This is a genomic window from Paenibacillus sp. FSL W8-0439, assembly GCF_038008995.1.
In the GTDB taxonomy this organism is placed as follows: Bacteria; Bacillota; Bacilli; order Paenibacillales; family Paenibacillaceae; genus Paenibacillus; species Paenibacillus polymyxa.
Window position 1 is genome coordinate 702501 of record NZ_JBBPAK010000001.1, and the last position, 15714, is coordinate 718214.

Consider the following 15714-nt stretch of genomic DNA (forward strand, 5'->3'; position numbering starts at 1 on the left):
AGGCGTAGTCGAAGGACAACAGGTAGAAATTCCTGTACCACCGTAATCCGCTATGAGCGATGGGGTGACGCAGTAGGGTAGTGACGCGGACTGATGGATGTCCGTCTAAGCAGTGAGGCTGATGTGTAGGCAAATCCGCACATCGTGAAGGCTGGGCTGTGATGGGGAGCGAAAATTATAGTAGCGAAGGTCATGATCTCAGACTGCCAAGAAAAGCCTCTAGCCAGGAGAAGGTGCCCGTACCGCAAACCGACACAGGTAGGCGAGAAGAGAATTCTAAGGCGCGCGGAAGAACTCTCGTTAAGGAACTCGGCAAAATGACCCCGTAACTTCGGGAGAAGGGGTGCCTCGGTAGGGTGAATAGCCCGAGGGGGCCGCAGTGAAAAGGCCCAAGCGACTGTTTAGCAAAAACACAGGTCTGTGCGAAGCCGCAAGGCGAAGTATACGGGCTGACGCCTGCCCGGTGCTGGAAGGTTAAGGGGAGTGGTAAGCCTTCGGGCGAAGCTATGAACCGAAGCCCCAGTAAACGGCGGCCGTAACTATAACGGTCCTAAGGTAGCGAAATTCCTTGTCAGGTAAATTCTGACCCGCACGAATGGCGTAACGACTTGGGCGCTGTCTCAACGAGAGATCCGGTGAAATTTTAATACCTGTGAAGATGCAGGTTACCCGCGACAAGACGGAAAGACCCCATGGAGCTTTACTGCAGCTTGATATTGAATTTGGGTACGATCTGTACAGGATAGGTGGGAGCCGTTGAACCTTGAGCGCCAGCTTGAGGGGAGGCATCCTTGGGATACCACCCTGATCGTATCTAGGTTCTAACTTGGTACCGTAATCCGGTACGAGGACAGTGTCAGGTGGGCAGTTTGACTGGGGCGGTCGCCTCCTAAAGAGTAACGGAGGCGCCCCAAGGTTCCCTCAGAATGGTTGGAAATCATTCGAAGAGTGCAAAGGCAGAAGGGAGCTTGACTGCGAGACCTACAAGTCGAGCAGGGACGAAAGTCGGGCTTAGTGATCCGGTGGTACCGCATGGAAGGGCCATCGCTCAACGGATAAAAGCTACCCTGGGGATAACAGGCTTATCTCCCCCAAGAGTCCACATCGACGGGGAGGTTTGGCACCTCGATGTCGGCTCATCGCATCCTGGGGCTGAAGTAGGTCCCAAGGGTTGGGCTGTTCGCCCATTAAAGCGGTACGCGAGCTGGGTTCAGAACGTCGTGAGACAGTTCGGTCCCTATCTGTCGTGGGCGTAGGAAATTTGAGAGGAGCTGTCCTTAGTACGAGAGGACCGGGATGGACGTACCGCTGGTGTACCAGTTGTTCCGCCAGGAGCACCGCTGGGTAGCTATGTACGGAAGGGATAAGCGCTGAAAGCATCTAAGCGTGAAGCCCCCCTCAAGATGAGATTTCCCAGTATGTAAGACCCCTTGAAGACGACGAGGTAGATAGGTTGGGGGTGGAAGTGCAGTAATGCATGGAGCTGACCAATACTAATCGGTCGAGGGCTTATCCTAAAGATAAGACGCAATGAGTTTCGGATCCAGTTTTCAGGGTGTAACCTTGAAAGTATGTAGAAGTACATACGACAAGCGTATGGCGATTCATTCACACAATCTGTGATGAACCGAATAACCTTACGGAAGAATTTACGGTGTAAATTCATGTTTGGTGGCGATAGCGGAGGGGTTCCACACGTACCCATCCCGAACACGACCGTTAAGCCCTCCAGCGCCGATGGTACTTGGACCGCAGGGTCCTGGGAGAGTAGGACGCCGCCAAGCAAGAAAAAAAGGCACATCCCATTAAGGGGTGTGTCTTTCTTTTTGGAATTAAGCCGATCTTAGAAATGCGATTTCATTTACGCACTTTTTTATGAAAAAAACAGTAAGATATTCATGTGCCACTACTCCTGTGCTTACTTAACCATTTACTTCTACTTTTACAGTAAGTGTAGAAGTGTAAACCAGCAATTACATGCGTGCTTTATAAGAAAAACGACCAAGAGAAGTACCTTCCTTGGTCGTTTTTCTATACTTGTTATTTCCTTGTGTTATCAACCATTCTCTGAAGCACACTCTCAAAGATATGAAGATCGTCCTGAGAGATCCCAGCAATGGTGTCTTGCTTAAACTTCTCAGCAATCGGCAGAAGCTTAAGGCAAACCTGCGTACCAAGATCGGATAATTGAATTTGTTTCATTCGTTTGTCTGCATCATCAATACTGCGAAGTAAATATCCTTCGGCTTCTAGTTTTTGTAGCAGCCGCACTACACTTGGCTCCTTAATCGACAATTCTTCTGCGAGTTCCCGTTGAGTCATGGATTTGTGTGTATTGATATAATACATCGCAATCCATTGACTCCTAGTAATGTTATAAGGTCGAAATTCTTTCTCCAAGGCTTCCGAAAAGATTTTTCCACTACGATTGGTAATAAAAGCAAGACAATCCTCTAAGTTAAACATGGCCACACCAACCCATTCAACTGAACTATATTTCTTATACATCAACTTAAGTATAACAGACCTTTGTACTTTTCATCATATCAGATACTAACAACTAAAAAAATTACTTAGCTAACTATTGATTTTCGAAACTAAGAGTGCTACAATTTCCCTGAAGAAAGTTATTTATTTCACAAAGTAAACGGGAGGTTATATTTATGTTAACTACATTTAAAGCTACTGCAAAAAAATTACCTGAAGGGTTGCAAGTGGAAGCTCAATCCAGAGGGTTCAAAATTGTGATGGATGAGCCTGAAGATTTTGGTGGAACCGACAAAGCGATGAATCCGGTTGAAGCACTTCTGTGTGCGCTTGGTGCATGTCAGTCGATCGTTGTTGCTGCTTTTGCCGAAGGCTTTGGTTTCTCATATGAAGAATTCCATGTAGAGCTGGAAGGAGATTTGGACCCGGATGGGTTCATGGGGTTAGCGGATGTTCGATGTGGATTTCAGGAAATACGTTTTGCCATGCACTTTAAAACAACAGAGAGCCAAGAAAAAGCAGAAGCTTTTGCAGCGTTTGTCGAAAAGACCTGTCCGGTTGGGGATTGTTTGGCTAATGGGGTTAAATTGGTACAAGCAGGCGTAGTCAGACATTAAATTTTTCGCTAAAAGGGCTCAAGGAATTCTCTTTTGGTCGTGAAGGAGTTTGAGAATTATGGAAGTTAAAATGTCAATGATCCCTGGAGGAAAAAAAGGGAAAGCTAGCAAAAATCACGTCCAGCTCGGACAGAACGTTTCCTTTGGGGATGTACTTCTTGAGGTTGAGACAGGCAAAGGTGTTCGAGAAATTACAGCAAATGTCGAAGGAAGTATTAGTAAAATCCACTTTGAAGAAGGCGACGAAGTATCCTCTAATCAGGCCTTATTTACAATTGAAGCTGCTACCGAAGAGGGGACGTCTACAGTAGAATCACAGGCTATCAAGGTGGAACAACCTACAGTGGATAAGAACGTGGATTTGCTAATTATTGGAGCCGGACCTGGAGGGTATGTGGCAGCGATTTATGCCGCTAAAAAAGGAATAAAGGTGGCCTTGGTGGAAAAAGAGGAATTGGGTGGCACCTGTCTTAATGTAGGTTGTATTCCAACTAAATCCCTGGTGAAGTCTTCTGAGATTTGTCACCACATCAAGGAATCGTCTTTGTTTGGTATTCATGCGGGAACAGATCTTCAAGTCGATATGAAACAAGTCATTCGTCGTAAAGATGAGATCAAAGGAAAGTTGATTTCGGGTATTGATTATTTAATGGAAAAAAATAATATTGAAATCATTCGCGGTCAAGCTGCCTTTTTATCTGCCACACAAGTAAGCGTCAAAGGACAACGACATTACCAGGTTACAGCAAAAGATATCATTATTGCGACAGGCTCCAAAATTACCAAAGTGAATATTCCCGGCATCAATCTTCCTTTTGTAATGAATAGCAGCGATGCCCTTGCCTCTACTGAACTACCAAAAAGTATTACGATTATTGGCGGTGGTGTGATTGGTATGGAGTTTGCCTTCATTTATCGTAATTTCGGCGTAGAGGTTCACGTGGTAGAATTTATGGATCGTTTGTTGACCATGGTTGACAGTGATATTTCAGAAGAAATTAAACATTCGGCAGAAAATGCTGGGATTCATATCCATACCCAATCCAAGGTATCTAAAATCCAACAAGCGGACGATGGACAGGCTATTGTCACCTATGAAAACAAACAAGGTGAGCATTTGTTAGTTAGCGAGAAAGTGCTTGTTGCAATCGGACGTGAGCCCAATTTGGACGGACTGGATATTGAACAAGCGGGTATCCAGCGCAATGAGCGTGGGAAAGGCATTGCTGTTAACGAATATATGCGTACAAACGTCGAACATATCTATGCGATTGGTGATGTGACGGATATTATGCAGCTTGCCCATGTCGCCTCCCATCAGGGGATCACGGCTATTGATGCCATCATGGGTGGATCGGAAGGTATGCACTATGCTGCCATTCCCAATGTCATCTTCACTTCACCCGAAATCGCAAGTGTTGGTATATTAGAGGATCAATGCAAGCAAGAGGAAATGGATTTCAGTGTAAGCAAAGTTTCGTTCTCCAGCAATGGGAAAGCATTAACGATGAATGAATCGGAAGGCTTTATTAAATTGATAAAGGATAATGTGTCACAAAAAATTGTGGGTGGATCGATCATTGGTCCAGATGCATCATCTTTAATCAGTAGCCTGACATTGGCGATTGCCAATGAGCTGGCGGAGCAGCAAATCATGCAAACCGTTTTTGCTCATCCAACGACAGGAGAAGTGATTCACGAAGCCGCGTTTGGCCTTAGCATTGGAGCGCTTCATCAAGCGTAATATCAAAAATAAAAGGAATACTTCTAGTCTGAGTAAGCGGACAAGGAAGCATTCCTTTTTTATTATTGGATGTTCATGTAAGGTACATATACGAAACTGGTCATCATAATGTTTTTGGGGAGAAAGCGAAGAGGATTGACGAAGGAAGAGAGCTGTACAGATCCATTATTGTAGGAACTGGCCCTGGGGGATGGAGAAAAAGCTTGTAATGATGAAGCACTAAAAACTGGAGGCCGCTGCCCTCAGCTTATCACACTGCCCAGGTATTTTTGACAAAAAAGTGCTGGATGCGATCAGAATAATATATTATAATACTACTTATTAAAAGATTTATAAAAAGTCTCGCTAAGGAGCTCATCGATGACAGGAGAACCCTCCATGAATCCTGGGATAGTTCGTAATATTTTATTTTTGTTATTCGCTTTACCGGGTGTAGCTTTTGCTTCCTGGGTGTCCCGCACGCCTGTCATACGGGATATTTTGCATGTCTCGACTGCCGAAATGGGGATTATTATTTTTGGATTAGCCGCGGGTTCCTTATTGGGATTACTTAGTGCGGGCAATGTTATTTCTCGTATAGGTGGACGGTCGGTCATTCTGGGAAGTGCGCTTTTGATTGTGATTGGTTTTGTCATTGTAGGGTTGGGAACTGCATTTTCGCTCACGAGCATCGTGTTTGTTGGTTTGGTCATCTTTGGTGGTGGCTATGGCACAGCAGAAGTAGCTCTTAACGTCGAAGGTTCTGCGGTAGAAAATCAGTTGAATAAAACGCTCTTGCCCGCCTTTCACGGTTCGTTTAGTTTGGGGACCCTTGTAGGGGCTGTCATCGGTTCTGGAGCAGCTGCACTACACATACCTGTTGTGATTCATTTTGGAGCTATGGCTGCCATGATTGCCACGGTAATTTTGTATTTGTATCGTTATTTGCCCCACGATACAGGTAAAGAAAAGGTTATTTCTACGTACAAGGTTGGATCTAATATCAAGGTTCAGCTTGCTGTCTGGAAAGAAAGGCGAATCCTACTGATTGGTATCATCGTGCTCGGGATGGCGTTTGCAGAAGGGGCCGCGAATGACTGGCTGCCGCTAACGATGGTAGATGGTTATGGCGTGGACTCCTTAACAGGCTCCTATATGTATGGGCTATTTGTGGCAGCGATGACCATTGGACGTTTCACGGGTGGATTTATACTGAATAAATACGGCCGCGTCCCTGTGTTGAAAGGAAGTGCTGTCCTGGCTGCTGTGGGTATTACTCTAGTGATCTGGGGGCAGCATGATCTCTTAGCCGGATTGGGTATCTTGCTGTGGGGGCTTGGAGCTTCACTTGGTTTTCCTGTAGGATTGTCAGCTGCAGGAGATGACCCTCATGGTGCAGCTATCCGGGTAGGAGCCGTAGCCACAATTGGTTATATTGCCTTTCTAGTGGGTCCTCCGGGATTAGGGCTTTTAGGTGAACAGGTGGGTCTCCTGCATGCCTTAATTGTAGTGCTTATTGGCGTTATGGTGGCTGGTTTGATATCGGGTGCTGCCCAGCCTGTGGGGATGAAAGAAAAGAAATGAATTAAAATATAAAGGAGATTGTTACATGTCTATGAAAACGGAAAAACAAAAGATGCTGGATGGGGAGCTGTATGTAGCTGCTGATCCTCAATTAACAAGTGAAAGAGAGTATGCGAGAAGATGTGTACGTCTCTTTAATCAGACGACGGAGGCGGATAGCGATTATCGTGAAAAGTTACTTAAGGAGCTTTTCGGATCAACGGGTGAAAATATAAACATGGAACCCAACATACGCTGTGACTATGGATACAACATCCATGTTGGGGAAAATTTCTATGCCAACTTCGACTGTACTATTTTGGATGTTTGTGAGGTGCGTATTGGAGATAATTGTTTTTTGGCCCCAGGAGTGCATATTTACACAGCGACTCATCCCATTGATCCATTTGAAAGAATCGCTGGGGCAGAGTATGGAAAGCCTGTAACGATTGGTAACAATGTATGGATCGGCGGTAGAGCTGTTATTAATCCCGGTATTACGATAGGCGATAATGTCGTAGTGGCATCAGGAGCAATAGTAACCAAGGATGTTCCAGATAATGTAGTTGTAGCTGGAAATCCAGCACGAATAATTAAGCAAATTGAAATCTCATAAACACTATACAGGTCTAATCATTTAATATTTGTACCGATGATCCTATTAAAAGAGCTCTTTATTTTAATAGGATCATTTAATTTAAGGGCTTTTACATGTATGCTCTTTAAGAATTGAACTATACAGAGTAATAAATGATCATATTCATCCGTACCAGTGTTTCTCCCGAATTATAGTATATATGTGGACGGTCTGCTTTAAAGCGGATCGAATCTCCAGCTTTCACCGTGTACATTTCTTCGCTAACTTTTACCACCATTTCACCCTCAAATACGGTAATAAATTCTTCAGTACCCTCACGGTGTGGGGCAGAACTCAGTTCCCCGCCTGGTTCAATCTCTACGGTATAGACCTCAAAATTTCTATTTCCTTCATAGGGGAAAAACGGATACAAGCGATAGTGATTGCTTTCTTCAAGCACTTGTACTTTGCTTTTAGGAACGACTATGGCATCGGCAGGCGGCTCGCTAATCAGGGCAGTGAATGATATTTTCAGACCGTTCGCAATTTTCCATACCGTTGTAATCGAAGGATTAGATTCTCCGCGTTCAATCTGGCCGAGCATCGTTTTACTGATCCCCGTCAGGTCAGCTAATTTATCTAAACTCAATTTTCTTTCATTTCTTAGATGTTTTAGATTTTTACTTAAAATCAAATTAATATTCTCCATCATTTCTTCGTCCCCTCTTGTGCTGTATAAAGAACATGATGTACAATCATGAAGTACAAATGTGCGTTTCAACGTACATTTTATTCAATTATAACACACTGGAGTTGATTGTTGCATGCCGTTTATTCCATTTTTATCTTATGTACTTGTTACTAGCTTTACGCCAGGCCCCAACAATATTATGTCATTGGACAGTGCCAGGCGGTTAGGTTTGAAGAGAGCTTTTCCATTCTTACTGGGAATAACAGCAGGCTGTTTCGCTATTATGCTGTTAGCCTGCTATTTTAATCTAGCTTTATATCATTTCTTGCCTCGGGTTAAAATCTGGATGAATGTTCTTGGTAGTCTGTACATGCTTTACCTGGCAGTAAAAATAGCAAAGAGCAAATCTACTTCGGAGGATAATGACCACAATGAAGGATATTCCTTCAAATCGGGACTGCTGCTGCAATTTATCAATTTAAAAATCATTTTGTATGGTATTACGGTCATTTCAACGTTTGTAATGCCGTATGATGTGTCATATATGACAATGATAACGATCTCGTTAATCCTGACCTGTATTGGTTTTGTAGCTGTCATGTGCTGGGCGATTTTCGGCGCCATGTTTCAACGCTTTTTGAATAAGTACGAGCGCTCCTTCAATATCATAATGGCCTTATTGCTCCTTTATAGCGCACTATCTATATGGATTTAAATAAATACCGTATTCACGATTTAAAAGATGGGTTCCTGACTTATAAGCAGGAGCCTTTTTCGTGTGAAATAGAGTTTATTGAAAGAGTCATGAAATACAATCGGACAGAATGGATGAGTTTTCTGGTCATTTAGCTGTAAAACGGGTATTACCTTAATACATAAAGTATATTGACAACTTGTATATACATGATTTAATCTTGTATATACAAGAAGTTGAAAGCGTTATATTAAATTCTTTTACGCTACTTCATTTCGTAAGAAAGGAATGAGCATGAATGGAAGCAATGAACAAGGCTTTAATTCCTCAAGATCAAGACTGGTGGCGCAAATCGGTCGTCTATCAGGTTTATCCCAAAAGCTTTAACGATACGACGGGCAAAGGAACCGGTGATATAAGAGGTCTGACACAAAAGCTGGATTATCTGCAAGGACTGGGTGTTGATATTATCTGGTTGCAGCCTGTATATGTCTCGCCACAGCGCGATAACGGGTATGATGTAGCCGATTATTGCCGGATTAATCCTGAATATGGAACAATGCAGGATTTTGAAGAATTGAGCCAGGAAATTCGGGCGCGTGGGATGCACTTGATGATCGACATCGTGGTTAACCATTCTTCCACAGAACATGTCTGGTTTCAGCAGGCGCGGCTTTCTAAGGATAATGAGTACAGGGATTATTATATCTGGCGTGACCCAGCACCCGATGGAGGACCTCCGAACAACTGGATTTCCAAGTTTGGTGGACCAGCTTGGCAGTATGACGAGGCGACAAACCAATACTTCTTGACACTGTTTGATAAGACGCAGGCGGATTTAAACTGGGAAAATCCCAAAGTTCGCCAAGAAGTTGTTAATGTGCTGGAGTTTTGGGCTGAGAAGGGAGTTAGTGGCTTCCGACTTGATGTCATTAATTTGATCTCCAAGGATCGGCAATTCTCGGATGATGATGGAAGCACGGCTCCTGGGGACGGGCGTAAGTATTATACGGATGGTCCGCATGTGCATGAATACCTTCATGAATTACATGAGAAAGTATTCTCAACATATAACAGCGTCACTGTAGGGGAGATGTCCTCCACCTCACTGGATCATTGTATCCGTTATTCCAATCCAGAGAGAAGAGAATTATCTATGACCTTTAATTTTCATCATTTGAAGGTGGATTATCCTAATGGGCAAAAGTGGGAACTCATGCCTTATGATTTTGAAATGCTGAAAAGGCTATTTTCGGATTGGCAGATTGGCATGCAACAGGGTGGCGGCTGGAGTGCATTGTTTTTTAACAATCATGATCAGCCAAGAGCGATCTCTCGCTTTTTGGATGATGGTGAATACCATGTGGAAAGCGCCAAGCTACTCGCCACCACGCTACATGGACTTCAGGGAACACCATATATATTTCAAGGTGAAGAGATTGGAATGCCCAATCCGCAGTGGTCAGATATTGAAGAGTTTCGGGATGTTGAATCGCTGAATATGTATCGTATCTTGCAGGAGCAAGGCAAAAGCGCAGAGGAAGCGTTGGATATCATTCGAGAGCGGTCCCGTGATAATTCGAGGACACCGATGCAGTGGGATAATACTCGCAATGCAGGTTTCACTACAGGCACGCCTTGGATTAAGGTAGATGAACGATATCCACATATCAACGTTCAGTCCCAGTTAGAGGACCCGGACTCGATCTATAATCATTATCGTAAGCTGATTCATCTGCGTAAGACGGTACAGGTCATCACCGATGGGGATTATCAACGCTTGGATGAAGCCCACCCTCAGGTCTATGCCTATCAACGCAGCAATGAACAGGAGACTTTGGTCGTCATCTCTAATTTTAGCGGGCAGGATGTACAGTTCCGTATACCGGATTCATTTTATTCATCATTAGATAATCAAGCAGGGGTTGCGGCTGAGCTTTTAATCGGTAATACCCAGCACGCTCCGCAGCTAAATCAGGTGGTCTCTTTGACTCCGTATGCTTCCTATATGTGGATTGTTCGTTAACCTGAGTGAATAGTATGGAAACATCTAGTAGTACCCCGGTAGTACATTTATTTTTAAGCCGGGGTGCTGCTTTAAAAATGAGCAAACGTCGAGGGAGTGGACTAGATGGCGATTGAAAGAGCACAGGTGGAAGACATTGTAAAAGCCGTTGGTGGTAAAGACAACATAGAGGCCTCTACGCATTGCGTAACTCGTCTGCGATTTGCCCTTTATGATGATAAGCTGGTCGATAAAGAAGCACTCGAACAAAATGATCTGGTCAAAGGCCAATTTTCTTCACAAGGACAGTATCAGGTCGTGATTGGTCCAGGTCTGGTGGATAAGGTATATGACGAAATGATCTCCATTACAGGAGGCAGTCGGGCTTCTAAGGACGATGTTAAAAACGCCGCTAGTAAAAAACAAAACCCGATTCAGCGTGCCATCAAGACGCTGGCAGATATCTTTATTCCGATTTTGCCCGCGATCGTGACTGCAGGTTTATTACTTGGGATCAATAATATTTTGACAGGCAATGGAATCTTTTTCGAAGGAATGTCTCTGGTTCAGGTCTACCCTCAATGGACCGACTTTGCAGCAATCATTAATACCATTGCCAGCACTGCTTTTACATTTCTACCTGCTTTGATTGGATGGTCGGCTGTTGTCCGGTTTGGCGGTAGTCCTTTACTCGGGATTGTACTGGGTTTGATTCTGGTTCATCCAGATCTACTGAGTGCATACAGCTATGCAGATGCCGTGACCAAAGGGACCGTTCCGGTGTGGGATTTGTTTGGCTGGCACGTGAACAAGATTGGTTATCAGGGACAGGTTCTACCCGTTTTGGTATCCGCTTACGTGCTCGTACAAATTGAGAAATTCCTCAATAAGAAGATAGCGGATTCATTTAAGCTGTTGCTCGTAGCTCCGATTACATTGTTAATTACAGGATTTCTTGCTTTTACAGTGATCGGTCCGGTTACTTTTATGATTGGTAATGCAATTACGTCTGGTCTTGTATACGTTTTCGATTTGGCTCCTGCGCTGGGTGGCTTGATTTATGGAGGCTTTTACTCCTTGCTGGTCATTACGGGAATGCACCATACTTTCCTGGCGGTGGACGTGCAATTAATTGGTACGCAGGGTGGCACGTTCCTATGGCCGATGCTGGCACTGTCCAATATCGCTCAGGGGGCCGGAGCACTGGCCATGATGCTGGTATTGAAGGAGCAAAAGGGAAAAGGATTGGCTCTTACCTCTTCTGTGTCTGCGTTTCTGGGTGTGACCGAGCCTGCCATATTCGGGGTGAATATCCGGTATAAATATCCGTTTGTATTCGGAATGATCGGTTCCGGTATCGCAGGTATACTGCTCACCGTAAATCATGTGTTGGCTTCTTCCATTGGTGTAGGAGGGATTCCAGGCTTCCTATCCATTTTCCCAAACAACTGGGGCGTATTCTTCATCGGGATGGCAATTGTATTGATTGTACCGTTCGCTTTAACCTTCATGTATGGGAAACTGCTAAGTAAACGCCGTCAGACTCCTGCTACACCAGCTAACGACTCCGTACAGAAAGATTCGGGCCGTCAAAATTCTGCACTGGATGTGCTTGAAGTAAAGACCCCGGTATTGGGGCATGTGGTGCCATTGGAGCAGGTTCCTGATCAGGCTTTTGCCGAACGGCAGATGGGGCAAGGTATTGCCGTGGAACCGAGGGATGGTCGGATTCTTGCCCCTTTCAGTGGAAAAGTCATTCACATCATGGTGAAAAGCAAGCATGCCTTGATTTTGGAGCATCCGACAGGTGTACAGATACTGGTACATGTAGGAATCAACACGGTGTCATTGAAGGGAGAAGGATTCACCATGCATGTGGAGACAGGTCAAACTGTGGAGCAGGGCCAGCTACTGATGGAATTTGACCGTGAGCTGATTCAGAAATCGGGATATCCCATCATTACACCGGTTATTGTCCCCGATGGGCAGAATATGATTGAATCAGTTGAGGAATTGCCGGGTGAGGCGAATGATTTGCAATATATCTTAATGAGAATTCATTTGAATTCTTCATCAAACAAAACGGATTAAGTCAGATTCATCCTGCTAGCCTATTTTAGTAACCTGGTCAGTGAAAGAATGCTACAATAAACGTGGTGATGAAAATTGACTAAGAATATATTTTTGCAAATTTATCAAGAGTACTCGGGACGAATCCAGACAGGCGAATTGGCTCCTGGTTCGAAAATGCCCTCTGAAAATGAATTGGCCCGGGAGTATGACACTTCTCGTGAGACCGTGCGTAAGGCACTTCACTTGCTTGCACAAAATGGGTATATCCATAAAATAAAGGCTAAAGGATCTTTTGTTCTGGATATAGGACGGATGGATTTTCCCATAGGGGGATTGGTCAGTTTCAAAGAAATGTCTGAGCGGATTGGGCGTAAATCACAAACGATTGTTCATGAAAATCAGTTGATTCCCGTTCCAGATGATATAGCTACTCATCTTGAGATTGACAAAGACAAGTATTTGGTCTGGAAAGTCATTCGTGCACGTGAAATAGAAGGTGAATGTGTCATACTGGATAAAGACTACTTTCGATCAGACATTGTCCCCGTGCTTACCGAGGAAATTAGTCGTGAATCTATCTACGAGTACCTGGAAGGGGAGCTCCATCTTCAAATCAGTTATGCTAAAAAGATCGTTTCTGTAGAAGATGCAGATGAAGAAGATCGTAAGCTGATGGACCTCCAAAACTATACTCATGTGGTTGTAGTCCGTAACTATGTTTATTTGGAAGACACCACATTGTTCCAGTATACCGAATCAAGGCATCGGCTGGATAAATTTCAATTCGTCGATTTTGCCAGACGTTCCCACGGTGAAGAGAGAAATCTGAGTTTTTAAGCTGACCCATTAGAGTTGACCCAAGAACGAGTGATTAATTTGGAATAGTTCAATGTGGTGGAAAGCCCCTCTTCTAAAGAAGAGGGGTTCTTTTTTGACTCGAGGACAAATTTTGAGTAGATGTTGACTATTCGGCTGAGGAACCTAAATCCGTAATGGTTAGCTTAACATCGAAGGTTACGGGGATTTTACTGAACTTATAATCCCAATCATCTTTTACTTTTTTCCAAATCTGAGGTTTTTCAATATGCAAACGTTCACCAAAACCGGCCACATCGACTTTGTATTCGGCTTGTAATTTGTGCATAAGGGACTTAATCCTTTGAGTCACTTGTTTTTCAAATTCTTTCTCTGCCTCTTTTATGTTTGACGTCTCAGTCGGGTTCACTGTCTCATCCCAGTTTTCAATTAGACGTCCTTTGGATTCAATTTTTACATGAAAAGAGATGTCGTTTCCGTTGGTCATCTTGATCGTCATTTTGCTTTTTACCGATTTAATTTCATAGGTTATGGCTTCATTATTCTTATCATACGTTTTGACAGCTCCGCCCTCGACATCACCCTTAACCCATCCGATACTCTCCACGTCTTGTTGTCCCAAAGTACCGATCCAGTGACCGGTATCTCCTTTGATAATGCCAGCACCTGAAAATTCTAATTCCCCATCGGACTCAGTAATGTTTTGCAATATATAGCTTTTTTTGGAATGCATCATCCCATCCAATTCAGACAAATTGACCCCTGTCATGACCTTGCTGGTTCTGAAATGGTTACGAAGCATATATAGAATATGAATGGATGGGACTTCTTCCTTATATTTGGTAACTAAAGTATTAGCTGCTCGTCCTTTGCTTAAGAAGACCAAACAACTCGGACGAATATCATTATCACGAAGCACAAAATCCATCAATTGCTGCATCGTCTGTTGTTTTGCCAGTTCGGTAGAAATCACCATAACCTTTAGGTGGTGGCCAATAACGGGGCGATCCAAACGGAGAGAGAGCTGTCGAAAAATTTCAAGCAAAGAATCTCCTGTGCTGGTTATGTTGTTATAGTTTGGCTCTTGTCCCCCTCCTCCACCTTGCTGGCTTGGGCCACCAGATGATTTTTTGGGAACGATTTGTAAACTGGCCGTAATTTTATTTTTCTTGAAGTACCGGCTTCCTTTCTTCTCCAGATCCTGTTCCAATGGAGTGAGCTCTCCACGGTCCAGAGCCAATCCTGTATATATGCTAAGCTCCTCTACTTCTTTACTGCTCCAGCAGCCGACTTGAGTGACCAGAAGAATGGAGGCAAGCAGTACAGATAAGATAGACCGTCTACACATTTTGCTTCAATCCCTTCTTCCTGATCATCAATACGATGGAGAGAAATACCGGTATCATCAAAAATAATATGATCCCCATGTATCCAATCGCGTCACCGAGACTAAACACTTCCATCATACGAATAGGAGTCATGGTGGAGATAAAGATAAGCGGAATTAAACCGAAAATCGCATAACGATATTTGAGACCAAACACTTGTGAGAGACCTAAAGATGCATTGAAGAAAAAACTGCAGAAATTACAAAACATTTGCATCACCCAGATCACCAGCAGTGGAAACTCCAGACGCTCAAAAAGAAATCCGGGGATCTCAAAACTTCGCATCAAATTAATGGTAGGCCAAGTACTTGTCACCGTAGAATCTACTGATAGCCCGCCGATCACCATAACTACAGTCAAAAAATACAAAACTAAAGGGATACTGATGCCCGCTGCCATGGCCTTAAATGCTTTTTCGGGCTGCTGCATAAAAGCGACCAGTGTCATGACGACTTCACATCCAGCAAAGACAAGAATAGTCGATTTCAGCCCCTTGATGACGGGGAAAATTCCATCACTCAATACGGGACGAAGATGATCAATTTGAAAAATTCTTAAGCTAAAGACAAAACAGAGAAGCAGAAAGAAGAGACTGATCGGAAGTACAATCTGGTACAGCCGCGCGATGGAATTAATGCCTCCAAAAACCAAATAACTCCCTACCCAGATGAATGGAATCACAATCGCCCAGATGGGTGTGCCTTCCAGTAGGAAAAATACGGTTACCTCAGCTAACACACGGATCTCAAATCCGGCTATGATAATAAAGTAAATAATTAATAGCACGCTTAAGAATCCTCCCGGAACAGTGCCTACAATTCTTCTGGAGTATTGATATATGGTGTTTCCAGGAAACTTTTGACTTAACTTCACCATGACCCAGATGACGAATATAACAATACCTCCGCCGATAAGGACAGAAAGCCAGGCATCAGGAGTCTGCACTTGTTCAGTTACACCTCTCGGTAGCGTCAAGATCCCTGCGCCCAATACGGTATTGGTCAAGAATACAGCCGCCTGCTTCGTTGTGATCTTATCATCTGAGTTTCTAAACACAGTAGCTCCTCCTTCGTATTGGGC

General features: G+C 43.9%; 12 protein-coding genes and 2 rRNA genes (1 of these 14 cut by a window edge). 10 read left to right on the plus strand and 4 right to left on the minus strand.

The window, feature by feature from the left end; genetic code table 11:
* A 23S ribosomal RNA gene (locus MKX36_RS03165) occupies positions 1 to 1517 on the plus strand (it extends 1410 nt beyond the left edge of the window).
* Between the two features lie 150 nt (positions 1518 to 1667).
* Positions 1668 to 1784: ribosomal RNA gene (gene rrf / locus MKX36_RS03170) — 5S ribosomal RNA — on the plus strand.
* A gap of 256 nt (positions 1785 to 2040) precedes the next feature.
* Here rrf and MKX36_RS03175 read toward each other — a convergent pair.
* On the minus strand, positions 2041 to 2508 hold the full coding sequence (locus MKX36_RS03175) for a MarR family winged helix-turn-helix transcriptional regulator (RefSeq protein ID WP_230877829.1): 468 nt from the start codon (positions 2506 to 2508) through the stop codon (positions 2041 to 2043).
* Positions 2509 to 2663: 155 nt separating this feature from the next.
* Here MKX36_RS03175 and MKX36_RS03180 point away from each other — a divergent pair, with 155 nt between their 5' ends.
* The 4 genes from MKX36_RS03180 (at position 2664) to MKX36_RS03195 (ending at position 7006) form a co-directional block, all read left to right on the plus strand.
* Entirely contained in the window at positions 2664 to 3104 is a 441-nt protein-coding gene (locus MKX36_RS03180; protein WP_016818391.1) for an OsmC family protein, read from the plus strand.
* Between the two features lie 58 nt (positions 3105 to 3162).
* Positions 3163 to 4848 (plus strand): dihydrolipoyl dehydrogenase, encoded by a 1686-nt coding sequence (lpdA, locus tag MKX36_RS03185; protein WP_340864199.1) that lies wholly within the window; start codon positions 3163 to 3165, stop codon positions 4846 to 4848.
* Positions 4849 to 5226: 378 nt separating this feature from the next.
* Positions 5227 to 6411, plus strand: coding sequence for an MFS transporter (locus MKX36_RS03190; RefSeq protein WP_340864200.1), 1185 nt, complete (start codon positions 5227 to 5229; stop codon positions 6409 to 6411).
* 25 nt (positions 6412 to 6436) lie between these two features.
* Positions 6437 to 7006 (plus strand): maltose acetyltransferase domain-containing protein, encoded by a 570-nt coding sequence (locus MKX36_RS03195; RefSeq protein WP_016818394.1) that lies wholly within the window; start codon positions 6437 to 6439, stop codon positions 7004 to 7006.
* A 118-nt stretch (positions 7007 to 7124) separates the two neighbouring features.
* Here the strand turns inward: MKX36_RS03195 and MKX36_RS03200 are convergent, their stop codons facing one another.
* Positions 7125 to 7679, minus strand: a complete 555-nt coding sequence (locus tag MKX36_RS03200) for a helix-turn-helix domain-containing protein (RefSeq protein ID WP_017428683.1) — start codon at positions 7677 to 7679, stop codon at positions 7125 to 7127.
* Positions 7680 to 7791: 112 nt separating this feature from the next.
* On the opposite strand from MKX36_RS03200, the gene MKX36_RS03205 reads away from it, so the two are divergent.
* From MKX36_RS03205 to treR, 4 genes are all read left to right on the plus strand, one after another.
* Positions 7792 to 8373 (plus strand): LysE family transporter, encoded by a 582-nt coding sequence (locus MKX36_RS03205; protein ID WP_016818396.1) that lies wholly within the window; start codon positions 7792 to 7794, stop codon positions 8371 to 8373.
* A 277-nt stretch (positions 8374 to 8650) separates the two neighbouring features.
* Entirely contained in the window at positions 8651 to 10378 is a 1728-nt protein-coding gene (treC, locus tag MKX36_RS03210; RefSeq protein WP_340864201.1) for an alpha,alpha-phosphotrehalase, read from the plus strand.
* 105 nt (positions 10379 to 10483) lie between these two features.
* Positions 10484 to 12448: a PTS system trehalose-specific EIIBC component gene (gene treP / locus MKX36_RS03215; RefSeq protein ID WP_340864202.1), complete on the plus strand. Its 1965-nt coding sequence runs from the start codon at positions 10484 to 10486 to the stop codon at positions 12446 to 12448.
* Between the two features lie 75 nt (positions 12449 to 12523).
* The gene (treR, locus tag MKX36_RS03220; RefSeq protein WP_340864203.1) at positions 12524 to 13267 is read left to right on the plus strand and encodes a trehalose operon repressor; all 744 of its coding nucleotides are present in this window, start codon (positions 12524 to 12526) and stop codon (positions 13265 to 13267) included.
* Between the two features lie 127 nt (positions 13268 to 13394).
* On the opposite strand, the gene MKX36_RS03225 is transcribed toward treR, so the two are convergent.
* Positions 13395 to 14594, minus strand: a complete 1200-nt coding sequence (locus MKX36_RS03225) for a Ger(x)C family spore germination protein (RefSeq protein ID WP_340864204.1) — start codon at positions 14592 to 14594, stop codon at positions 13395 to 13397.
* Positions 14587 to 15690: a GerAB/ArcD/ProY family transporter gene (locus MKX36_RS03230; protein WP_340864205.1), complete on the minus strand. Its 1104-nt coding sequence runs from the start codon at positions 15688 to 15690 to the stop codon at positions 14587 to 14589. The genes MKX36_RS03225 and MKX36_RS03230 overlap by 8 nt, the downstream gene beginning before the upstream one ends.
* Between the last annotated feature and the right edge of the window lie 24 nt (positions 15691 to 15714).